The organism is Tritonibacter multivorans (genome assembly GCF_001458415.1).
Lineage (GTDB): Bacteria > Pseudomonadota > Alphaproteobacteria > Rhodobacterales > Rhodobacteraceae > Epibacterium > Epibacterium multivorans.
This window is the reverse complement of record NZ_CYSD01000042.1, coordinates 46,571-68,293: the sequence shown is the minus strand read 5'-3', so window position 1 is coordinate 68,293 and position 21,723 is coordinate 46,571. Positions and strand designations below refer to the sequence as shown.

The following is a 21,723-nucleotide window of genomic DNA, read 5'->3' as shown; positions in this document are numbered from 1 at the left end:
GAGCTTCCATGTCTGCTGAGACGCAAACCGACTCCCGCCCGATTGTTGCCGTGACCGGCGAAAAATCCGCGCCTGTTCAACATATCCCCCATGGAGAGACCGACGACTGGGGCCCCTTTGGCCACCCGCTGTTTGACAGTCCCGATGCGCGCGCGCTGGAACGGGTTGGCGTGGTGGATGTGGGGTCGAACTCTGTCCGCTTGGTGATCTTTGACGGCGCGGCGCGCAGCCCCGCCTATTTCTACAATGAGAAGATCATGTGTGGTCTGGGCGCAGGCCTGTCGGAGACCGGCAAGCTGAACCCCGAGGGGCGCGTGCGGGCGCTGGCGGCGCTGAAGCGGTTCAAGGTGCTGGCCGATGGGCTGCTGCCCGAACCCCTGACCATTGTTGCAACCGCCGCTGTGCGCGATGCCACCGACGGGCAGGATTTCTGCGATGAGGTGCTGCGCGAGACGGGCCAGAAGGTCAATGTGATCGACGGCCATGAAGAGGCCCGCCTGTCCGCCCAAGGGGTGCTGTTGGGCTGGCCCGGCGCGCAGGGGTTGATCTGCGATATTGGTGGTTCGTCGATGGAGCTTGCCGAGCTGCGCGATGGCACCATTGGCCGCTGCGTGACCTCGGACCTTGGGCCGCTGAAGCTGCGCGACATCAAAGGCGGGCGCCGGGGCCGGAAAAAGGCCATTGCCGACACCGTAGAGACCCTTTGCGCGCAGATGGGCAACAAAGGCGAACGGCTGTTTCTGGTGGGGGGCAGCTGGCGCGCCATTGCGCGCATCGATATGCACCGCCGGGGCTATCCCATGCATGTGATGCACGAATACCGGATGACGTCTTCGGATGTGCGCGCAACAGTAAAATACATTGAAACCAACAATCTGGACAAGCTTCGCAGCGACTGTGGCGTGTCGTCGGGACGCATGGCGCTGGTCCCTTATGCGATGGATGTGCTGGCCCGTGTGGTCAAGGAATTCCAGCCGCGCGACATTGCCATTTCGTCTTATGGCATCCGCGAAGGTCTGCTCTACGAACAGATGCCAGACCGCCTGCGCGAGCGCGACCCGCTGGTCGAGGCCAGCCGTTTTGCAGAGGCCAAAGACGCGCGCGTGCCGGGCTTTGGCAAGGTGCTCTATGACTTTGTGAAGCCGTTGTTTGGCAAGCCGCCCCTGGCCAAATCGCGCCTGATCAAAGCCGCCTGTCTGCTGCATGATGTGAACTGGCGCGCCCATCCTGATTACCGTGCGGATCTGTGTTTTGACACCGCGACGCGGGCGAATCTGGGCGGGCTGAAACATTCGGAGCGGGTCTATCTGGGTCTGGCGCTGATGCACCGCTATCGTAACAAACGCAAAGGCACACGGTATCAGGATGTCTATGACCTGCTGTCCGAACCGCAGCAGCAGGAGGCGGAAATTCTCGGCAAGGCCATGCGCTTTGGCGCCATGCTGATGGGGTCGACCGAAAAGGGCATTGGGGCGTTGCAATGGCAGCCGCGCAAGCGGGTTCTGCATGTGGAGCTGACCGGCCCCGGCGCGATCCTCTACAGCGAAGTGGCCGCCGCGCGGCTGAAGTCGCTGGCTGGGGCGCTGGAGGCCGCAGAGGTGCGGCTGAAAATCGACGGCAAACTGGTTAAGGACTGACAGCACATCTGACCGGTTGGTCAGATGTCAATTGTGCCCTCGCCCCCGTCTTCTTTTTCGTCTTCCTCGGGGGTGGGCACATCCGGTTTGCGGCGGATGATAATATCGCCATTGGGCAGGATCTCGGGCAGCTCGTAGCGGCTCCAGTCCTGCACCTCGCTGGCAATATCGGCAAGCGCCGGCCCCATCTGAAGCAGAAACTCCTGGAGCGCCGGGCCGAAGGTCTCGGCCATCTCTTGTAGTTGCTGCAAACCGGGGGACAGCTCTTCTTCGATGCCTTCAAAGAACAGCTCCAGCCCGCGCTGCATCAGCGATGGCCCCTCTTCTGCGGGGGGCGTGTCCTGCGCCTGCACAGGGGTCGCAAGGGCAAGGCACGCCGCGCTAAGGCAGAGGGCGCGGCGGGCGCGCTGGGGGCTGAGGATCAACATGGCGCCACTATAACAAGGGATCTTTTGGGGGGAACCCTTTGCTCAGGCGCGCCAGCAGGGTTTGGCGATTTCTTGCAGAAGATCCTCGCGGCTCCAGCCGGCATCGCGCAGGGCTTCATCCGGGGCAAATCGCAGCTGGCGCAGGGCGCGGCGCAGGTGGCGTCGGTTGCGGCATTGGTCCCATAGGGAAATTACCGAACGGTATGCACGCGAAAAAGACAAAGAGGGTCGACCCCTGCGCGCATGGGCACGCAGGCTGTTGGAACGGGGCATAATAAGCTCCTTATCGGGCTGGAACACCCTGTGTATAGAGCCGCCAGAGCGTCACAAAAATTGAGAACTTCTCTGCTTATATGTGAGCAAAAGGAACAAAGTGATGCGTCTGCCCCCTCTCTCTGCGCTGCCAGCATTTGAAGCCACCGCCCGGCTTGGGTCCGTGTCCGCTGCGGCGGAGGAGCTGGGGCGCACCCATAGTGCGATCAGCAAGCAGCTGAAGTCCCTGAGCGCGGATCTGGGCGGCGATCTGTTCCAACGCAAGGGCACCGGATTGCAGCTGACCGCGCGGGGGATCCGTCTGCAGACCCTGCTGGAGCCGATGTTGCAGGATCTTGCCAATCTGCGGCAGGCGCTGCGGCTGGACGTGAGCCGCCCCAGGGTCAAACTGGCCATCAGCGCCACCCTGGCCACGCGTTGGCTGACGCCCCGACTGGCCGATTTCTATGCGCGTCATCCCGAAATTCAGGTCGACCTGATGATGAGCGGCCCACATCGGGACATGAACGAGCCCTTTGATATGATGCTCAGCTATGACCGGCTGCGCGGCCCCTTTATTGGCGCGGGCCCCGGCGTGATGATGGAGCGGATCGCGCTTGCAGAAGCAACCTATGCCCCGGTCTGCGCGCCCGATTACCCGTTTGAACGGATGGACAATGGGCTGAAGGTGGCGCTGCGCCTGACCCATGCAGGCGCGCCGAACCTGTGGCAGGCTTGGGAGAAGCTCACCGGGCAGCCTGTTTCGGCCGACCACCAGCAGGAACATCCGCACCATATTCTGGCGCTGGAGGCCGCCGCTGCCGGCATGGGCGTCAGCATTTCGGAATTCCGGGTCGCAGAAACCGATCTGATTCAGGGCCGGCTGATCGCCCCCTTAGGTTTTTTCCCGATGAAAGACGGGTTTCAGGCCGGGGTGATGCCAGATTCACTCAGCAAACCACCCGTTCAGGCGCTGTTGAACTGGCTCAGGGATCAGGCCAACCTGCCCCGCCCGCCCGTGCCCAGTTTGACCGGTTTGAACAGCCTGCCCGACCCTGCCTGATCCCCTCTTGGGGCAGGCCTGCATGACCCTTTGTGCCTAAAGATCCAGATCGAGGGTCACTGGGAAATGATCAGACGCCGCAAGGAGTGCGGCCTGCAGGCGTGGCTCTGTGGAAATGGCTGCGTTGTCAAAGGGATGCCAGATCTGCCACCCCTGCGCCGCGCCGCGCAGTGCGGGCGACACAAGGATGTAGTCCAGCAAGGCACCAAAGAAATCATCCGTCTCTGAATTGTAAAAACGCGCCGTGACGTGATCCGCACCACCGGCGCGCCTGCGTCCCCGTGCATGCGGATCAAACAGGTCCTCGCCCATGACAATTTCCACCGAAGAGCGCCCAAACAGCGCCTCATAGGCATCAAGCCCGGGCCCGTCATTGAGGTCGCCCGCCACAATCAGCGATGTGTCCTCGGCCAGCCGGTTGGAGATCCGGCGCCGCAGCCAGATCGCCTGTGCCAGCTGCTTGCGGCGATTGGCCAAGGCGCGCACCTGTACCTCTTCGGGGGTGCGGGCCCCATGGGGCGCTTTGGATTTCAGATGCACGCCGATCAGATCAATCTGCTGACCTGCCTTCGGCCCCCTGAGGATCTTCAGCGCCAGCTCCATCGGAGGTTTGGAAAACCGCACCTCATCGGTTTGCCCATCAATGTCCAGATCAATGGCAAAGCTCTGGTCGAACTGTGGCGCGTCATAGCTGCTGTGGGCGACATGGCGGGCCCCTAGCACAGCCGGATCATAGAGCAGGGCAATTTCCTGCTGGGTGTCATTGGCAAAGCCCATGATGGCATTGCGCGCCCGGATCCCCGCATGGGCGGCAAAATGTTCCAGCGCCCGCACGGTGCGACGGCGGCGACCGGAATTCGGCGCCTCGACCACCACCACGGCATCCGCATCCAGACGGCGGAACACGTCGGTCACCGCCGCAAGCTGGGCGGCGCGGCTGATCCCGTACCGGCCCGAGGGCTGATCATCGTCCAGCAACCGGTCATGGTCATCAAAGAGATGGACAAACCACTCCACATTATAAGTGGCAATTCGCATGGACGTTCGCGGCCCTTAAGCTGTTTCAACCGTGCGCGCCGTGGAGATTTCCTCCCAGGCGCGGTTGATGTCGGCCATGCGTTTTTCGGCCAGCTGCACCGCCTCAGACGGCACACCACGGGCGATCATGGCGTCGGGGTGGTTGTTGCGCACCAATTGGCGGAAGGCGGCGCGGATGTCGTCCATGGGCATGGCGGGGTCCACGCCCAGAATATCGTATGGATCCTTGGGCGCATCGGCCACAAAGCGGGCGCGCAGGGCGCGGAATTGCTGGTCGGTCTGACCAAAGATCCGGGCGACATTCTCAAGAAAGGCGTTCTCATCCGGGTGATAAAACCCATCCGCCAGCGCAATGTGAAAGAGCCCCTCCATCAGATCGCAAAGGGTCGAAGGGTCATCCGAGAACATGGCCTGGATGCGGCGGGCATAGTCCTGATAGCCTGCAACGTCTTGGCGGGCGAGGTTAAAGACCCGTGCGGCCCCGGCCTCGTCCTCAGCGGCGATCTGAAACACCTCGCGGAAGGCTGTGACCTCATCGCGGGTCACCTGCCCGTCGGCTTTGGCCATTTTGGCCCCCAGCGCAATCACAGCAATGGCAAAACCCACCGTGCGCTGCGGCGGCGCGCGCAGGCGGTCGAAAACCTCGGCCAGAGATTGGCCATTGGCCAGGGCGGCAAGCGCCTCGGAAATACGGGTCCAGAGTGACATGGGCTCAGACTAACCGCCCTGCCCCCAAGTGTCAGGGCCAGAAACTTGTTTCGAGACAATAAAATTCCGCCCCCCGCAGGCTGCGGCAAACATGTGCAGTCTGACCGGCTGTCGGCAGAAATCAGCGCAGGATGCGCAGCCCGTGCGGCGTGTCGATTTCGGCCAGCAGACCGCTTTCACCGGTCTCGAACGCCACGCGCGGATCGCGAAGCGGCAGAAGATCCCGCAGGGCGCGGGCCTCTGGGTGGCTGACGATCAGCCGCCGCAACGCGCAGCCCCGGTTGGTCAGACGCGCCGCGGGATGGGCGCCGTGCCACTGCATCAGCGCCGGAAAGCGGTTGTCAAACGGCAGAACGCCGCTCAAAGGCACCGCCATTTGCCAGCGCAGATCACCCCGTGCCAGCGCCACCGGCTGGCCCGCATCCGCGGAGATCTGCGCCAGTGTTGTGTCCAGATCCTCGGATCGGCAGATCCAGCAGGCCAGCCGCGCAGGCCCGGAGAAACGGTCCAGATCAAACCAGCGCGGGCGCTGTTGCGGCTGGGCCGCCGGGTTGGTGGCAATCGCCTCCAGGTACAGCCCCTCCGCCAGCCCCAAGAGGCTGTTATGGGTGGCAAAGTGGGCGTGTTTCCCGCCCGGCTGCAAGGGCACCCCAAGCGCGGCTTCGACGTGGTCGACCGCCGCCGCCAGCGTGGTGCCCGCCACGGCGATGTGATCGAGTGCAAGCATATTTCCCCTCTCCTTTGGGCTCAAACCGTGCGGCACAGGCCCCGTCGCCGCAAGCGCCAAGGCCCGTGGCCGCGGGCAGAGCAACGGGCGCCGCCAGTGCGACGCCCGAACCCGCGATATCCTGCCGCCCTTAGCTGCGGGCGTCGCGGATGATTTTGAGGATATCCTGTGCCGCCTCGGGAATATTGGTGCCGGGGCCAAAGATCGCCTTCACACCGTTTTCATACAGGAAGTCATAATCCTGCTGCGGGATCACCCCGCCACAGATGACAATAATATCCTCGGCCCCTTGGGCTTTCAGCTCCTGCACCAGCTGCGGCGCGAGGGTCTTGTGGCCCGCCGCCTGAGAGGAGATCCCCACCACATGCACGTCATTGTCGATGGCGTCCTGTGCGGCCTCGGCGGGCGTCTGGAACAGCGGGCCCACATCGACATCAAAGCCGATGTCAGCAAAGGCCGTGGCGATCACCTTGGCCCCGCGGTCATGGCCGTCCTGACCCATTTTCACCACCAGAAGACGCGGGCGGCGCCCCTCTTCTTCGGCGAAGTCCTCGATGGATTTCTGAATGGCGGCAAAGCCTTCGTCGCCTTCATAGGCAGCGCCATAAACCCCGGCGAGGGTTTTTACTTCGGCGCGGTGACGTCCAAATTCTTTTTCCATTGCCATGCTGATTTCCCCTACAGAGGCCCGGGCACGGGCGGCTTCGACGGCGGCTTCGAGCAGATTGCCGCCTTCTTTGGCGCGGCGGGTGACCTCGTCCAGTGCAGCCTGACAGGCGGCCTCATCGCGGGTCTCGCGGATCTGTTTCAGACGGGCAATCTGGCTTTCGCGCACGGCCACATTGTCCACGTCCAGAATGTCGATCGGGTCTTCTTTTTCCTTGCGGTATTTGTTGACGCCAACAATCACCTCTTCACCGCGGTCGATCATCGCCTGCCGACGGGCGGCGGTTTCCTCGATCCGCAGTTTCGGCATGCCAGAGGCCACGGCCTTGGTCATGCCGCCCATCTGCTCGACCTCCTGGATGATGGCCCAGGCTTTCTCGATCAGCTCCTCAGTGAGGCTTTCGACATAGTAGGAGCCCGCCAGCGGGTCGACGACCTTGGTCACGCCGGTTTCTTCCTGCAAGACCAGCTGGGTGTTGCGGGCAATCCGGGCGGAGAAATCGGTGGGCAGCGCAATGGCTTCATCCAGCGCATTGGTGTGCAGGGACTGGGTGCCGCCCAGCACCGCCGACATCGCCTCGTAAGCGGTGCGGATGACGTTGTTATAGGGGTCCTGTTCCTGCAAGCTCACGCCCGAGGTCTGGCAATGGGTGCGCAGCATTTTGGAGCGGTCGTTCTTGGCGCCAAATTCGGTCATCACCCGGAACCACAGGGTCCGTGCGGCGCGCAGTTTGGCGATTTCCATGAAGAAATTCATGCCAATGGCAAAGAAGAAAGACAGCCGGCCTGCGAATTTATCGACGTCCATGCCCGCATCGATTGCGGCCTGCACGTATTCGCGCCCATCCGCGATGGTATAGGCAAGCTCCTGCACCAAGTTCGCGCCCGCTTCCTGCATGTGGTAGCCGGAGATCGAGATGGAGTTGAATTTTGGCATCTCGTTCGAGGTGAACTCAATAATATCCGAGATGATCCGCATCGAGGGTTCGGGCGGGTAGATATAGGTGTTGCGCACCATAAATTCCTTCAGAACATCGTTCTGAATGGTGCCCGACAGCAGCGCACGGTCATGGCCCTGTTCTTCACCTGCGACGATGAAATTCGCAAGGATCGGGATCACCGCGCCGTTCATGGTCATGGAGACGGACACTTTATCCAGCGGAATGCCGTCAAAGAGGATTTTCATATCCTCGACACTGTCGATGGCCACGCCCGCCTTGCCGACATCGCCAACCACGCGTTCGTGGTCGCTGTCATAGCCGCGGTGGGTGGCCAGATCGAAGGCGACCGAGACCCCCTGCTGACCCGCGGCCAGATTGCGGCGGTAAAAGGCGTTGGATTCTTCGGCCGTGGAAAACCCCGCATATTGGCGGATGGTCCAGGGGCGGCCTGCGTACATGGTCGCTTTCACACCACGGGTAAAGGGGGCCACGCCGGGGGTTGTGTTCACATGCGGCAGGCCCTCGGTGTCCTCTGCGGTGTACAGAGGTTTGACGTCGATGCCTTCCAGCGTCTTCCAGGTCAGATCCTCAAGCGGGCGTCCGCGCAGCTCTTTCTCAGCCAGCGCCCGCCATGTGTCCTTCGGTTGGGTCATGGGTCGTTCCTCTTGTCAGATGTCGTGTGGGCGCAGTTTCGCGGCCCTTATTTTTATTCGGAGATTCAAGCAGTTCGGCATAGCCATCGGCGCCGCCGATCAGCCACATCATGTCGTCGGCATAGGCCTCGCGGAGGCTGGCCGCCTGCATTTCAGTAAAGGGACCCCAGCGGCCATTGCCTGCGGGCAGACGGCAGGCAATGCGCGCAGGCAGGCTGGCGCGCAGATGCGGCAGGCGCAGCGAGGGGTTGAGGCGGAACATGCCCGAGGTCGCGGGGCTGGGCTGGCCGGTGACCGCGCTCAGCTGTGCGGCGGGGCGGGTTGCAAAATCTTCATGCGGGCAGACCAGCAGCCGTGCACCGGGCATGGCGCAATAGATATCGGTGATCACATCGCGCCAGGTGCGGCGTGCCTCGGCGATCTTGGCCAGCTGGTCGTGTCCCGGCCAGCGTTCGGTCACGGTGAGGCTGTGGCTCAGCGCAGAGGCCCACCAGGTGTCCAGGCTGCGGATGTTCAGCACCACATCCGAAATCGCCCCGTCAAAAGCCCAGTCATAGCGCGCCAGACGTTCGCCAATACCCGCATAGAGGCTGCCTGCGGCGATGTTCTCCTCGAGCCGCCCCATCATGCTGGCATCCGTGAACAGCACCGACTGCATGCCCACATCGCTGAGCGACCGCATATGCAGCGCCAGGCGCCCGCGCGCGCGTTTCTGCGGGTCGCGGCCAATCACCGGCATCGGCCCCGGCTGGATGCCATGAAACAGGCCCGAGCGAATCCGCTTGGGGCCGACACAGACAATGCCACGGGCCGACAGTTCCCTTTCCTTGCGGCCAAGGTAGCCCTGAAACGACGTTGTGGCGCAGCGATGTGCGCCAATATGCAGAATGACTTTCATTGCGGATACCCCCCGCAGGATACGATCTGAAAGCCGCATTCTGCCGCAGGAGCCATGAGGAAGCTGTTAACTTTCCCGTATATTTTCGCCGGTCTTTTCCGCATCCCGGTCACTTCGGGTGTCGCATTTCCGCGGCTGGCGCATATATTTGCAGGCAGAGGAGTGTTCATGACCCGATTTTTAATCAGACAGGCCGCGCCTTTTGCGGCAGTAGCCTTTGGCCTGATGCTGGCACCGGTGTTGCCCGCCGTGGCACAGGACAGCACGCCGCCAGAGACCGCAGATACGGCAGCAGAGCCGGCCGCGCCACGGCTGGAGGTGCTGCCGGGGTATGATGTGCAGCTGGAAAGCTTCCAATGGACCCACCGACCGGTGGTTGTCTTTGCCGACAGCCCCAATGATCCGCGCTTCCAGGAACAGATCGACAAGCTGCGCGAAGACCCGGCCGCGCTACTGGATCGCGATGTGGTGGTGCTGATTGACAGCGACCCGGCCCGCACATCACCTTTGCGCAAGAAACTGCGCCCGCGCGGGTTTATGATGGTGCTGATTGGCAAGGACGGCGGCGTCAAGCTGCGCAAGCCGCTGCCGTGGTCCGTGCGCGAAATTTCCCGCACCATCGACAAAATGCCCATGCGGCTGCGCGAAGTGGAAGAGCGGCGCGAGGGGTAACGGCCGAACGGACGCGGGCGCTGGTCGGTCATCATCCGTCCCGCCCCCGCAGATAAAACAGGCGCGTATTGCGACGATCATAGACGGCGACAAATTTGTCGACCGGATGCATCATCAGCACCGAGGTCGGATCGAGAAGCGCATTGTAATAGGCGATCTCCATCTCCTCGGCCATGCAGTTGCGGCCCGAGACGCCCGAGGTCAGAACCCGCAGACCTTTGGGCAGATCGGCGTTCATCACGCCTTCGGTGATCTGGGTCGGCGACAGGCCTGCGATCTGGAAGGCAATGGGATCTTCCCGTTCCAGCGCGCGCAGCGCTTTGTCGAGGGTGCGAACCTTGCTGACAGAGGAAGAAATGCGGCTGGCTTTGACGTCAAACAGCGCCGCAGCACAGTGGAGTTCGGCGTAGAAGTAGTAGGTTTCCCCCAGCTTCATCCAGTCGCCAAGGGTGGCGCGGACGTCTTCTTCCTTGTCCAATTGGCATGCGGCCAGCAGGGATGTTGCAAGCAGCAGAAGAGCGCTTGCGCGCAAAGAGCGGCGCAGGCGCGGCAGGGGGAAGGAAAACGGCACGTTCAATCTCTCCGTCCGGGGTCGCCAGACACAAGTCTGCGGGCGCGGCGACCGGGTCAAAATGCGGGTTTGCATCACGTTAGACGGGGAGGTTTCAGAAAGGTTTAACACCGCAGGCGGGCGGCTTGGCGCCCTGCCCCGGCCTGCGGCCGGAGCAGAGGGTTGCAATGCGCCGCGTCCACCGCCCGCGCGCCCAGTCCCGACAGCGCACGCGGCGCGGCCGAGAGGGCGGTGCGGGGGGCACCCTGGGTGGGGTGCGATATGGGACGCGACGCGCATGTCAGATCACTCGACCTCTCGGATCACTCGAACTCGATGATCACATCATCAACGGCAAGGCTGTCGCCTGCGCCCGCATTGACTTTGGAGACCACGGCCTTCTTCTCGGCGCGCAGGATGTTTTCCATTTTCATCGCCTCGATCGTGCAGAGCGCCTGGCCCTCCTGGACCTCCTGGCCGACCTCCACATCGATCTTCACCACCAGACCCGGCATCGGGCAGAGCAGCATTTTGGAGGTATCCGGCGGCAGTTTTTCCGGCATCAGCTGCGCAAGCTCGGCCTGACGCGGGCGACGGACGTTCACTTTCAGATCTGCACCGCGGTTACGGATGCGGAAGCCTTGGGTGATTTTGTCGACTTTCAGCACCAAGGGCGCGCCATCGGTGTCGATCTCGGCCAGCATATCGCCCGGCGTCCAGCCCGAGGCCACGCGGATCTCGGCCCCGTCTTCAAAGCGCACGGTGGCGCCTTCGGGGTCGGCGGCAATGCGCAGGGCATAGGTTTCGCCGCCCAATGTCACCACCCAGTTGTTGCCGACGCGGCGTTCGTGGTTGTCCATCCGGCCCGAGACCTGCGTGCGGCGGATTTCCGCAACGCGGTGCATCGCGGCACAGGAGGCGGCGATCCGGCGCAGCTCTGGTTCCGGCAGGGAGACGCCCTCAAACCCTTCGGGGTATTCTTCGGCAATAAAGGCGGTGGTCATGTCGCCCGAGACAAATTTCGGGTGATCCATCACCGCCGACAGGAACGGCAGGTTGTGACCAATGCCTTCGACCTCAAAACTATCAAGCGCCACGCGCATCGCCTCGATCGCCTTCTCGCGGGTCGGCGCCCAGGTGCAGAGCTTGGCGATCATCGGGTCGTAATACATTGAAATCTCACCGCCTTCATAGACGCCGGTGTCATTGCGCACGACCACATCGCCCGCGTCCCCTGCGGCGGTGCCGGGGGTGTAGGCAGCGGTCTCTGCGGGCGGACGGTAGCGGGTCAGACGGCCAATCGACGGCAGGAAGTTGCGGTAGGGGTCTTCGGCATAGAGGCGGTTTTCAATCGCCCAGCCGGTGAGGGTCACATCGTCTTGGGTGATCGACAGTTCCTTGCCAGCGGCGACGCGGATCATCTGCTCCACAAGGTCGACGCCGGTGATGAGTTCCGTCACCGGGTGCTCCACCTGCAGGCGGGTGTTCATTTCAAGGAAGTAGAAATTCTTGTCGCCGTCCACGATGAATTCCACCGTACCCGCGGAGGCATAGCCCACCGCCTTGGCGAGTGCGACGGATTGTTCGCCCATGGCCTTGCGGGTTTCTTCATCCAAGAACGGCGACGGCGCTTCTTCCACGACCTTCTGGTTGCGGCGCTGGATCGAACATTCGCGTTCGCCCAAGTAGACGCCATTGCCATGGGCATCACACAGCACCTGAATTTCGATGTGGCGCGGTTGGGTGACGAACTTTTCAATAAAGATCCGGTCATCACCGAACGAATTCGCAGCCTCGTTTTTCGACGACTGGAAGCCTTCGCGGGCTTCGTCATCGTTCCAGGCGATCCGCATGCCCTTGCCGCCGCCACCGGCGGAGGCTTTGATCATCACCGGGTAGCCGACCTTATTGGAGATCTTCACCGCCTCTTCGGCGTCCTCAATCAGGCCCATATAGCCGGGAACGGTGCTGACACCTGCTTCCTGCGCGATTTTCTTGGAGGTGATTTTATCCCCCATCGCCTCGATCGCGCCTTTCGGGGGGCCAACAAAAGCAACGCCCTCGGCCTCGAGCGCCTCGGCGAATTTGGCGTTTTCCGACAGGAACCCATAGCCCGGATGCACCGCCTGTGCGCCGGACGACTTGATCGCCTCCATCACCTTGTCGATGACAATATAGGACTGGTTGGCCGGCGGCGGGCCAATGTGGACGGCCTCGTCTGCCATCTGCACATGCAGCGCCTGACGGTCGGCGTCGGAATAGATGGCAACCGTCTGGATGCCCATCTTCTTTGCCGTTTTCATAACCCGGCAGGCGATCTCTCCGCGGTTGGCGATCAGGATCTTGTCAAACATGTCTCGTCCCTTGTCTGTAAGTCGTTCTGGCAACAAAAACACCGCGCGCGGGGGGCGTCCCCACGGCGGTGTTTTCATGATCTCGGGTGGCCCGCTGCGCGCGCGCGGCGGAACCGGACTGACAGGAAACAGACCCGCCGCGATGGGCGGTCAGCCGTGCCTTAGCACTGGCGTGGGTTTTCCTGACAGTAAAGGAGGTTTGCAGCGGCGCCGACGGCGGCACCTGTGATGAGGTTGCCGTCCAGAACGGCTGCCCCTGCTGCACCCGCACCGGCGCCATAAAGCGCCTGTTCACCCGGATTGTCGCCGCAGGCCGAAAGGCCCGCACAGGCTGCAAGGATGAGAGCTGCGGATTTGATTGGGAATGTGCCCATTTTTGCGTTCCTTCTGAAGCGATTGCAAAACTCGCGCCATGGACAGCATCCTTTTGGCACGTCTGCAATTGCCACTGCACGGAAGGCTGCGGCTGAGCGACAGGTCGCCGGAATGCGCGTCGACCCAAGCGGGAAGCCGCGCATTTCGAGGACCGGCGCAAAGGCCCCTGCCCTTCACAATGGATTGAAGGAGCACGTGAAAAAAGGGGCAGGTTGCAAGTTGCGTCACAAAGGACACCGCAAACCTGCCCATTCAGGCGAAGGGGCCGGAACAACAGTGGGGGGAAACCCCCACACCGTGCTGGCCTACTCAGGGTAGCAAAAGCTGCTTTCGTGCAAAACACGGTTGTTTTACGAAAGCGAAAACCGGCCAAATCTGGCTCAATCCCGGCTTTAGCAACGGCGGAACAAGGACCAACCGCGCCGAAACGGGGGACGTGATATGCCGGCGCCCTGTTCATTCAGTCCCAATCATCCCAGTCATCGTCGGCCTCTGCCTCGGGGCCATTGAAGACCTCGGGGAAGGAGCGTTCGGCGACCTCTGCGTCAATGCGCAGGAGGGAGTCGTAGCTTTTGGGGTCAAAGGGATCGTCAACGGCCACGACCTCGCGACCAAAGAGCCAGCTGAGGCGACCGGCATCAAGATTGCCGCGCTCAAAGGGGTCTTCGCCGAAATGATCCCACAGCGCCTTCATAAAGGCGGCATCGGCGCGCTTATCAGGCGCGCGGCGATCGCGGTAGCGTTCGCGGCGGGTCAGCGGGGTTGCACCTTTGGGATTGGCGCGACGGATGACGAATTGGAAATCGGTGCCGGAAAGACGGCCGGGGAAACCACGGTGTTTCAGCATGGGGGGATCCTCGGTTCGGAACCCCGCAGGACGGCGGGGGCCGGCCGCAGGGCCGAACCCCTTGTGTTCTTACTTGTATTTGCCGGTGTAGGTCGGCTCGGTCGAAATCGGCTCGGGCTCGACGATGATGACTTCTTCTTGCTTGGGCGCACATGCAGCGGCCGCGGCAACGAGACCGGCGAGGGTGAGGAGCTTGAGGCTCTTGGACATGACTGTCTCCTGTATCCATTAATGAAACCTGCGCAGGGCTGATTCAGACACGGCTGCGCACCCAGCCGAGGCTGAGTTTTGCAGGCGGAACCGGACCGGACCCACGGAGCCCCATCGAGGGGACCCGCAGCAACCATAACGCCCTTTGGCGCCGGTGAATATTCAAAACCGCCCAAGCACATGGGTGGTTGGCAGAATTCTGCGCTCTTGGCGGAGGATTTACGGCTCCAGAGCCAGGAAAAGCCCATCAGTAGCCCTCCCAGACGCAGGCGCCATCGACCAGGCGGTAACTTTCAAAGAACTGGCTGACCTCCGGCGCCGCCTGCCCAAAGGGCACGGGCTGGTCCGCAAGCGAGATCACCACGCGGCTGGGGCTCAGCTGGTGGAGGTCCAGATAGGGGCGCACCAGCGCGCGGCACAGGTGGTCCATATCCGCCGCCGCCTCGGCGTGGGTCTGGCCGTGACCATCGCGGCGCAGGTCTGGCGCAACAAAGCGGAAGCGCGCCCAGGGGGCCGTTTCCGTGCCCAAAGTCGGGGTTGGATCTAGCAGCACCTCGTGCAGGGTGACCGCGTTGCCCGAGGGCAAAGCGATCAGCGGCGCCTCGGCCCGGGCCACGCCCGCTGCACACCAGATCAATGCCACCGCCCCAACGGCCAGATTGACCCGACGCATCATACGCAATGCGGCAAAATCGACGTCGGAAGGTTCGGGGGAAGGTTCGGGGGATGGTTCGGAAATGGATTGGGCGGCCAAAGTGCCGCAGCCCCAGCCTCGTTCGGATTCCAGAACATTCCCTTCCGGGAAAGCACTGGGGATCCAGAAACGAGCTCCTCCTGCCGGGGCTGCGGGCGCAGCGCTATGGTGTGCGCGCGCTAAACTCATCTGGCGTAAACCGAACAAAACCCCGATTCGGCCTCCCTGTCAAACCTTGTTGTGAAATTGTTAGGATTCACCACCTTAGAGAGAAGCGCCCCCGCGAGCTCGCGCCAGTCGATCCCAAATTGAGCAAACGGCCAAAAATCGGCACAACCCATGGGTGTTTCACCTTGTGCTTGCGAAAAAATCTTCATTTTTCCACCCCATGCGCGGGCGCTTCCAGGCTGTCCTTACGGAAAGAATGTCGCATCCAGCGCATCTGTTTCTGGGGATCCTCCAGGACCGATTGAATGCGTCCAGCCAGCCCCGGCGCGATCGGAGAAGGCGCGCGGCCCCCTGCAATGATCTCTGCGCCCGCTTCGGACAGGGTGACCTGCACCACCGGAGAGAACCCCCGCACCCGCTGCACTGCACGCCACATATCCTGCCGCACCTGATGCGCCAGACGCGACAGGCTGAGCCCCTGCCCCGCCTGAAGGCGCAGCGTGGTCGCCGCCTGCACATCAAAGCGCGCGGGCAACTGCCGCGACAAGATCACCTGCCCCGGCGTCCGTTGGATATGCCAATTGGAGTTCGCCATTTTTGTCTCGTGCGTGTTCTTTTGCCGGGCTCAAGCCGTTAGAGGCGCGAGGGCCCATGCCCTCGCCCCGCTATTAAAGCGGGATATTGTCGTGCTTTTTCCACGGGTTCTCGAGCTTCTTATTGCGCAGGGACGCAAAAGCCCGGGCGACGCGGCGGCGGGTGGAGCGGGGCTGGATCACCTCGTCGATAAAGCCGCGCTCGGCTGCCACGAAGGGGTTGGCAAAGCGGTCCTCATAGTCCGCCGTGTGCGCCGCGATCTTGTCGGCATCGCCCAGATCGGCGCGGTGGATGATCTCGGTCGCGCCTTTGGCGCCCATCACCGCGATTTCCGCCGTGGGCCAGGCATAGTTGAAATCACCACGCAGGTGTTTGGAGGCCATCACATCATAAGCCCCACCATAGGCCTTGCGGGTGATGACCGTGACCTTGGGCACGGTGGCTTCACCGTAGGCGAAAAGCAGCTTTGCGCCGTGTTTGATGACGCCGCCATATTCCTGCGCCGTGCCCGGCAGGAAGCCCGGCACATCCACAAAGGTCAGGATCGGGATTTCAAAACAGTCGCAGAAACGCACAAACCGCGCCGCCTTGCGGGAGCTGTCGATGTCCAGACAGCCCGCCAGCACCATCGGCTGGTTGGCGACAACACCGACGGTCTGCCCCTCGAGCCGGATAAAGCCGGTGATCATATTCTTGGCGAAATCTTCCTGGATTTCGTAGAAATCGCCCTCATCCGCCGTCTTCAGGATCAGTTCCTTCATGTCATACGGCGTGTTCGGGTTGTCGGGGATCAGCGTATCAAGGCTGGTCTCGACCCGGTCAGGCGCATCAAAGAAGGGGCGCACGGGCGGCTTTTCGCGGTTGTTCAAGGGCAGGAAGTCAACCAGACGGCGGACCTCGGCCAGGGCCTCAACATCGTTTTCAAACGCGCCATCGGCGACCGAAGATTTCTTGGTGTGGGTGCTCGCCCCACCCAGTTCTTCGGCCGTCACCACCTCGTTGGTGACGGTTTTCACCACATCGGGGCCGGTCACAAACATGTAAGAGCTGTCTTTGACCATAAAGATGAAGTCGGTCATCGCAGGCGAATAGACCGCACCACCGGCACAGGGCCCCATAATGACAGAGATCTGCGGGATCACACCCGAGGCCATAATGTTACGCTGGAAGATCTCCGCGTAGCCCGCAAGCGCATCGACGCCTTCCTGAATACGTGCGCCGCCTGAATCGTTCAGACCAATGACCGGCGCACCATTCTGGATTGCCATATCCATGATCTTACAGATCTTCATCGCATGAGTTGCCGACACAGAGCCGCCCAGAACGGTGAAATCCTGAGAGAACACATAGACCTGGCGGCCATTGATGGTGCCCCAGCCGGTGATCACACCGTCGCCTGCGGGCTTGTTGTCTTCCATGCCAAAGTCGGTGCAGCGATGGGACACAAACATGTCGAACTCTTCAAAGCTGTCTTCATCCATCAACAGCTCGATCCGCTCGCGTGCGGTCAGTTTGCCACGGGCGTGCTGCGCATCAATGCGGCGTTGCCCGCCCCCAAGCCGCGCATTTTCGCGGCGGTCCTGAAGTTCGGAAAGAATGTCCTTCATGGCCTGTGCCCTTTCGTTGTCGTTCAGCCCGCCTGATGTGCGCGCCCCGCCAGACGGGCAGAGCCGTGATCACCTGAGGCGCAGGATAAGCGCCCCGGAGCGGGGCCACCGTTGGGTAGCGGATCCGGTTGTCGCGACACTATCTTGCGCATGCAGCATTCGGAAGGCAATTTTCGCATATTTGCAAATTTTTTGCATACGGTAACTGAATAGTTGCAAAACAGCTAATTCGGCAGCGCGACAGCCGCCGTCTTTTTCCGTCTTTTTCCAGCTTTTGCGGCGAAATCAATGCCAACGGCGCGCAGGCCATCTGCTGTCCAGATTGTACCATACAGGCGACAAGAGCTTGACAGATACATAAGACACGCAAAGGTTGCCGTTAAAACTTTGGATCCAAAGCAGGCCCCGCCTGCCCGGCCCCAAGGTCGCCCGGGCTTTTCCTGTCCCGGACCCTACCTGTCCTTGCGACCGCGCCATCTTGGCCCATCCAGATCGAGAATTCCGCTGACCCAAGTTTCTGACACCTCCGCCCCAAAGCCCGCCCCGCGCACCCCGCCGGGGCTGCTGACCTTGATCCTGCTGTCGGGCATTTCGGCGCTGGGGATGAATATTTTCCAGCCCTCCCTGCCGGGCATGGCGAAGTATTTTGACGTCGACTACCACCTGATGGCCCTGTCGGTGCCGGCCTATCTGGCCACCAGCGCGGTGGTGCAGATCCTGTGCGGGCCGATCTCAGACAAGCTGGGACGGCGGCCGGTGCTGTTCTGGTCGCTGCTGATTTTCCTGCTCTTTACCGTCGGCTGCATTTTTGCCCCCACCGCAGGGCTGTTCCTGATGTGTCGCATGGGACAGGCGATTGGCACCACCTGCATGGTGCTGAGCCGTGCGGCCGTGCGGGACATGTATGAAGGGCCCAAAGCGGCGAGCATGATCGGATATGTCACCATGGGGATGACCTTGGTGCCAATGCTGGGCCCGGCGCTTGGCGGGATATTGGATCAGGCCTATGGCTGGCAGGCGAACTTCTGGCTGCTGTTTGCCTGCGCGCTGGTGACACTGTGGCTGTTCTGGGTGGATTTTGGTGAAACCGCCCATGCCAGTGGCAAGACGCTGGGCGAGCAATTTGGCGAATACCCCGAGCTGCTGCGCAGCCCGCGGTTCTGGGGCTATTCGCTGGCCTCGGGCTGGAGTGCGGGCAGTTTCTTTGCCTACCTTGGCGGCGCGCCCTTTGTTGGCACTCATATCTATGGGCTGAGTTCCGGCGAATTGGGGCTGTTCTTTTCAGCGCCTGCGGTGGGGTATTTCCTAGGCAACTACCTGTCGGGCCGGTTCTCAGAACAGGTCGGGATCAATTCGATGGTTCTGTGGGGGACCTGCATCAACCTCTTTGGGGTGGCGCTGTCGCTTGGCATTTCTCTGGCCGGGCTGGGCACGGTCTGGAGCTTCTTTGGGCTGATGTGTTTTGTTGGGCTCGGCAATGGGCTTGCTATTCCCAATGGCACCACTGGCGCGATTGGGGTGCGCCCGCATCTGGCAGGCACGGCGGCGGGGCTCAGCTCGGCCATTATGATCGGCTCTGGCGCGGCACTGTCGGCGATGGCAGCGGCCCTGCTGGGCGAAGGCTCTACTGCGGCGCCCCTGTTGGGGATTATGGCCGCCAGCGGCCTGGGCGGCCTTTTGGCCATAGCCACGGTCATGCGCCGCGAAGCACAGCTGGCGCGTCAAATCTGAACCGGGGCCAACATGCGGTTTCGCTTCGGGCTGCGCCCGAAGCGACCGGCGCCGCGCGCGCCCCTGCGGGGCGCGCGCGGCGCTACCCCCAACGGGAGGGCGTGCATTTTAAATGCATGCCCGACGGGCGGGAGCCGCCCCCCCCCGGCCTGCGACAATCGGGCCAATCGCGGTCATTGCGCGCCGCAGTTTGCAATTCTACAATCACGGAGAGATATTTTGCAAAGAAGGCGCATTCCATGGCCCCACAAAAACTCTATGCCGGTGCCAAACTGCGCGAGATGCGCAATCGCCTGAGCCTCACCCAGAAGGAATTTGCCGGCAAGCTGGGCGTGTCGCTGCCCTATCTGAACCAGATGGAGAACAACAACCGCCCCGTCTCCACCACCGTGGTGCTGGCCCTGGCGCAGGAATTTGGCATGGATGTCACCGAACTGTCCTCGGGCGATAGTGAACGGCTGATCTCGGACATGCGCGAAGCCATGGCTGATCCGGTCTTTGCCGATGATGTGCCGCCACTGGCCGATTTGCGCCTGACGGCCTCCAATGCCCCTGCCCTGGCGCGGGCCTTTCTGGCGCTGCATCAGGCCTATCGGCAGACCCATGAACGGCTTGCCAGTCTGGACGAAGCTCTGGGGCGCGAGGATTCCCGGGCGCAGGCCAGCCCCTGGGAAGAGGTGCGCGATTTCTTCCACTATTGCGACAACTATATTGATGCGGTGGACCGCGCCGCCGAACGCTTTGCCGGCAAGGATGACATGCGCCTGACGGTGACCCGCGCGCTGTCAAAAGCAGGCGTCAGCCTGCATATGAAAGACATGGCAGAGCTGCGCCGCTTTGACGCCGAGAGCGGAGAGCTGTGGATTTCCAGCCGCATGCCGCCGCAGACCCAGCTGTTTCAAATGCTGTTGCAGGTGGCACTGTTGGAACAGAACGATCTTTTGGAAGCGACGCTGGATTTTGCAAAGTTCCAGACCGAGGAAGCCCGCGCCATCGCAAAGATGGGTCTTGCCAATTATTTCGCGGGCGCCGCCCTGATGCCCTATGGCCGGTTTCTGGCCACCGCGCAGGACATGCGCCACGATCTGGAGCTGCTGTCGACCCATTTTGGCGCCTCGATCGAACAGGTGGCCCACCGCCTGTCCACGCTGCAACGCCCCGGCGCCAAGGGCGTGCCCTTCTTCTTTGTCCGCGTCGATCAGGCGGGCACGATCACCAAGCGCCATTCGGCCACGCGGCTGCAATTTGCCCGCTTTGGCGGTGCCTGCCCCTTGTGGAATGTGCACCGCGCCTTTGAGACACCGGGGCAGTTTCTGCGCCAGCTGGCGGAAACCCCCGATGGGGTGCGCTATATATCGATCGCGCGGGATGTGTCGAAATCCGGGGGCGCGTTTGGATCGCCCGTGCGCCGCTATGCCATTGCGCTGGGGTGCGAAACCCGCCATGCGGATGCGCTGGTCTATGCCGATGGGCTGGAGTTGGGCAAAACCGAGGCCTACGAGCCCATTGGCATCAGCTGCCGCATTTGTGAACGCCAGAGCTGCCATCAGCGGTCCGTGCCGCCGCTGGAACGCCGCCTGAGCGTGGACAGCAGCCGCCGCAGCGTCCTGCCGTATGATGTGAGCTAACGCGCCTGTGGATTGAAGACAAATCGGGGTGAAGACAAAACTGCGGGTTGAAGACAAAAAAGGACCGCACGGCATCACACGTGCGGTCCTCTCAAACACCGGGGCCCTCCCTCCCGGTGTCTCGGGGTTCCCGTCAGGGCAGCGGTTAGGCTGCTTTGCTCAGGACCCCCCAGATCTGATCTTTCAGACCGGCGCGGGCTTTGCGCAGGTCGGTTTCCACCTGATCCGAGACAGGCTCCACATTGGTTTCCGCCCGGTGCACGGCGCGGTTCAGATCGTGGTACTCCTCGGCCAGTTTGGCAAAATGGGCGTCCTCTTGCTTCAACCGGCTGATCAGCTCGGCCTGTGCGGGGAATTCTTCGGCCAGCTCATGCGGGGTGTGGGACATGGTTTCGCGCTCCTGTTTGCTCTGCGTGACATCACCCTAGAGCAGGCGCGAAGACGCAACTTTGACAGGGATCAAACCCGATTTTTTTTTTTGAGCACGGCGGATATTTTTCACCCCGGACCGCGCAGGGCGAGGAATGTGCCAGAGGTCAGCGCCACGCAGACACAAGTGCGGCACAGGTGCGGCACAGCTCCGGACAAGGGGCAAGCTATTGCGCGGTGCCTTCGCGACTGTATTTCAGCACCCTGCCGCGCGGCTGGTAGATCAGCACCAGCGTATTGTCCGACACCTTTGAAATCTCGTAACACAGCCCCCCGGTGCCGGATTCATCCCAAGCATAAAGATAGGGCCCGTGGGTGGTCAGCACGCCACATTCGGGCTGCACCGAAATATAGTCCACCGAGGTCTTTGCCCCCGCATAGGCGTTCACCCGCTCTGCGCCGGTGACCTGAAACGCATCCAGCGGATCGCTGTCAGATCGCCACTGCCCCTGCAGGCGCTTCAAGATGCGGTCATAGCGGTTCACCGGCAACAGACTGATCCCGGCCAGTTCCACTTCGGCGGTGCCTTCGTAGAGATCGCGGCGCGTGCCGGTCAGCCCAACCCGGCGCCCGATTTCCAGATGGGTAAGCTCTGCCATCAGCCATTGCGGCGTGGACCCTGTGCCATAAACAAACAGACGGCTGCCGCGGTCGACAAAACTGCAAAAGCCGGGCCGCCCCGGACGTGTGGTGCGGCAGCCTTGAAACACAGCCGGATGCCCCAGCAAGGCAGACGCCTCTGCCGCACGCGCTGATACGGGCAAGAGCCCAAGAAAGAGGCTCAGGACGCTGCACAAGACCAAAGCCACGGCAGCGCAGGCGCGCGGGGCCGCTTCCCGGCACGGAGGCCGTG

Annotated in this window: 22 protein-coding genes; 5 read left to right on the top strand and 17 right to left on the bottom strand. The window is 62.2% G+C overall.

The window, feature by feature from the left end; genetic code table 11:
- Positions 1–8 precede the first annotated feature (8 nt).
- Positions 9–1,637, top strand: a complete 1,629-nt coding sequence (locus tag TRM7557_RS16060) for a Ppx/GppA family phosphatase (RefSeq protein WP_082626636.1) — start codon at positions 9–11, stop codon at positions 1,635–1,637.
- A 20-nt stretch (positions 1,638–1,657) separates the two neighbouring features.
- Here TRM7557_RS16060 and TRM7557_RS16055 read toward each other — a convergent pair whose 3' ends face one another.
- Together TRM7557_RS16055 and TRM7557_RS16050 are read right to left on the bottom strand one after the other, a co-directional pair.
- Positions 1,658–2,065 carry a hypothetical protein gene (locus TRM7557_RS16055; RefSeq protein WP_058291240.1) on the bottom strand — a complete coding sequence of 136 codons (408 nt, stop codon included), beginning with the start codon at positions 2,063–2,065 and terminating at the stop codon, positions 1,658–1,660.
- A gap of 42 nt (positions 2,066–2,107) precedes the next feature.
- Complete coding sequence (locus TRM7557_RS16050) at positions 2,108–2,338, bottom strand: DUF1127 domain-containing protein (protein ID WP_058291239.1); 231 nt, start codon at positions 2,336–2,338, stop codon at positions 2,108–2,110.
- 103 nt (positions 2,339–2,441) lie between these two features.
- On the opposite strand from TRM7557_RS16050, the gene TRM7557_RS16045 reads away from it, so the two are divergent.
- Positions 2,442–3,380 (top strand): LysR substrate-binding domain-containing protein, encoded by a 939-nt coding sequence (locus TRM7557_RS16045; RefSeq protein WP_058291238.1) that lies wholly within the window; start codon positions 2,442–2,444, stop codon positions 3,378–3,380.
- A gap of 36 nt (positions 3,381–3,416) precedes the next feature.
- On the opposite strand, the gene TRM7557_RS16040 is transcribed toward TRM7557_RS16045, so the two are convergent.
- The 5 genes from TRM7557_RS16040 to TRM7557_RS16020 form a co-directional block, all read right to left on the bottom strand.
- A complete protein-coding gene (locus tag TRM7557_RS16040; RefSeq protein ID WP_058291237.1) occupies positions 3,417–4,418 on the bottom strand; it encodes an endonuclease/exonuclease/phosphatase family protein in 1,002 nt (333 codons plus the stop codon).
- A 15-nt stretch (positions 4,419–4,433) separates the two neighbouring features.
- Positions 4,434–5,126: a molecular chaperone DjiA gene (locus TRM7557_RS16035; protein ID WP_058291236.1), complete on the bottom strand. Its 693-nt coding sequence runs from the start codon at positions 5,124–5,126 to the stop codon at positions 4,434–4,436.
- A 121-nt stretch (positions 5,127–5,247) separates the two neighbouring features.
- Entirely contained in the window at positions 5,248–5,853 is a 606-nt protein-coding gene (locus TRM7557_RS16030; protein WP_058291235.1) for a VOC family protein, read from the bottom strand.
- Positions 5,854–5,983: 130 nt separating this feature from the next.
- Positions 5,984–8,113, bottom strand: coding sequence for a methylmalonyl-CoA mutase (scpA, locus tag TRM7557_RS16025; RefSeq protein ID WP_058291234.1), 2,130 nt, complete (start codon positions 8,111–8,113; stop codon positions 5,984–5,986).
- Positions 8,076–9,011: a hypothetical protein gene (locus TRM7557_RS16020; protein ID WP_058291233.1), complete on the bottom strand. Its 936-nt coding sequence runs from the start codon at positions 9,009–9,011 to the stop codon at positions 8,076–8,078. The genes scpA and TRM7557_RS16020 overlap by 38 nt, the downstream gene beginning before the upstream one ends.
- 225 nt (positions 9,012–9,236) lie before the next feature.
- On the opposite strand from TRM7557_RS16020, the gene TRM7557_RS16015 reads away from it, so the two are divergent.
- On the top strand, positions 9,237–9,683 hold the full coding sequence (locus TRM7557_RS16015) for a DUF4174 domain-containing protein (RefSeq protein WP_082626649.1): 447 nt from the start codon (positions 9,237–9,239) through the stop codon (positions 9,681–9,683).
- 31 nt (positions 9,684–9,714) lie between these two features.
- Here the strand turns inward: TRM7557_RS16015 and TRM7557_RS16010 are convergent, their stop codons facing one another.
- From TRM7557_RS16010 to TRM7557_RS15975, 8 genes are all read right to left on the bottom strand, one after another.
- On the bottom strand, positions 9,715–10,254 hold the full coding sequence (locus TRM7557_RS16010; protein WP_235811499.1) for a hypothetical protein: 540 nt from the start codon (positions 10,252–10,254) through the stop codon (positions 9,715–9,717).
- A 302-nt stretch (positions 10,255–10,556) separates the two neighbouring features.
- Positions 10,557–12,587, bottom strand: a complete 2,031-nt coding sequence (locus TRM7557_RS16005) for an acetyl-CoA carboxylase biotin carboxylase subunit (protein WP_058291231.1) — start codon at positions 12,585–12,587, stop codon at positions 10,557–10,559.
- Positions 12,588–12,748: 161 nt separating this feature from the next.
- Positions 12,749–12,961 (bottom strand): hypothetical protein, encoded by a 213-nt coding sequence (locus TRM7557_RS16000; protein ID WP_058291230.1) that lies wholly within the window; start codon positions 12,959–12,961, stop codon positions 12,749–12,751.
- Positions 12,962–13,422: 461 nt separating this feature from the next.
- Complete coding sequence (locus tag TRM7557_RS15995; RefSeq protein WP_058291229.1) at positions 13,423–13,809, bottom strand: hypothetical protein; 387 nt, start codon at positions 13,807–13,809, stop codon at positions 13,423–13,425.
- Between the two features lie 69 nt (positions 13,810–13,878).
- A complete protein-coding gene (locus TRM7557_RS20105) occupies positions 13,879–14,019 on the bottom strand; it encodes a hypothetical protein (RefSeq protein WP_165592474.1) in 141 nt (46 codons plus the stop codon).
- Between the two features lie 247 nt (positions 14,020–14,266).
- On the bottom strand, positions 14,267–14,773 hold the full coding sequence (locus tag TRM7557_RS15990; RefSeq protein ID WP_235811498.1) for a DUF6497 family protein: 507 nt from the start codon (positions 14,771–14,773) through the stop codon (positions 14,267–14,269).
- 313 nt (positions 14,774–15,086) lie between these two features.
- Positions 15,087–15,476 (bottom strand): hypothetical protein, encoded by a 390-nt coding sequence (locus TRM7557_RS15980; protein ID WP_058291227.1) that lies wholly within the window; start codon positions 15,474–15,476, stop codon positions 15,087–15,089.
- A 73-nt stretch (positions 15,477–15,549) separates the two neighbouring features.
- Positions 15,550–17,082, bottom strand: coding sequence for an acyl-CoA carboxylase subunit beta (locus TRM7557_RS15975; RefSeq protein ID WP_058291226.1), 1,533 nt, complete (start codon positions 17,080–17,082; stop codon positions 15,550–15,552).
- A 570-nt stretch (positions 17,083–17,652) separates the two neighbouring features.
- On the opposite strand from TRM7557_RS15975, the gene TRM7557_RS15970 reads away from it, so the two are divergent.
- The gene (locus TRM7557_RS15970) at positions 17,653–18,813 is read left to right on the top strand and encodes a multidrug effflux MFS transporter (RefSeq protein WP_268873726.1); all 1,161 of its coding nucleotides are present in this window, start codon (positions 17,653–17,655) and stop codon (positions 18,811–18,813) included.
- Positions 18,814–19,052: 239 nt separating this feature from the next.
- Complete coding sequence (locus TRM7557_RS15965; RefSeq protein WP_058291225.1) at positions 19,053–20,441, top strand: helix-turn-helix domain-containing protein; 1,389 nt, start codon at positions 19,053–19,055, stop codon at positions 20,439–20,441.
- A 145-nt stretch (positions 20,442–20,586) separates the two neighbouring features.
- On the opposite strand, the gene TRM7557_RS15960 is transcribed toward TRM7557_RS15965, so the two are convergent.
- Positions 20,587–20,829: a YdcH family protein gene (locus TRM7557_RS15960; RefSeq protein ID WP_058291224.1), complete on the bottom strand. Its 243-nt coding sequence runs from the start codon at positions 20,827–20,829 to the stop codon at positions 20,587–20,589.
- Between the two features lie 208 nt (positions 20,830–21,037).
- On the bottom strand, positions 21,038–21,469 hold the full coding sequence (locus TRM7557_RS15955; RefSeq protein ID WP_165592473.1) for a hypothetical protein: 432 nt from the start codon (positions 21,467–21,469) through the stop codon (positions 21,038–21,040).
- Positions 21,470–21,723: the final 254 nt, after the last annotated feature.